Source organism: Streptomyces sp. 4F14 (genome assembly GCF_048159485.1).
Taxonomy (GTDB): Bacteria; Actinomycetota; Actinomycetes; order Streptomycetales; family Streptomycetaceae; genus Streptomyces.
The window spans coordinates 1-396 of the sequence record NZ_JBLRVY010000194.1 but is presented as its reverse complement, the minus strand read 5'-3'; the positions used below and the strand labels follow the sequence as shown (position 1 = coordinate 396).

Below are 396 nucleotides of genomic sequence, written 5' to 3'. Positions count from 1 at the left end.
CCCTGCCGGGTGCGGACGGGTACACCCCGGCGCCCCCGGCGCCGACGCCGACCGTCATCCAGGGCTCCCAGCAGTGGGTCATCTGGCTCGATCTGATCCTCGACCGTGGCCGGGCGGTGCCCGGGGTTCTCGAACACCAGCTCTCCGGTGCCGTCCTGGCTCCCTCCGGCCCCACCGCCTTCGAGGAGACGGTGCAGGCCACCCGGACCGGCGGCATCCCGCCGTTGAACCTGGCCCCGCCGGTCCGCCCCGGAACCTGGTACTCCAGTGAGTCGTGCTGCGGCAACACCCACCACCGGCGCGGTCTCGCCCCGATCAACGGCCGTTTCGATGTGCCGCAGCGCTTCGCGATCGACTGGTACCGGGTCGGTGCGCGAGGGCAGACCTGGGAAGGCG

1 pseudogene is annotated in these 396 nt (G+C 72.7%); it reads left to right on the top strand.

Going from position 1 to position 396, the window contains the following annotated elements:
• A pseudogene (locus ACLZOT_RS50280) lies at positions 1-396 on the top strand (M23 family peptidase); the annotation flags it as partial.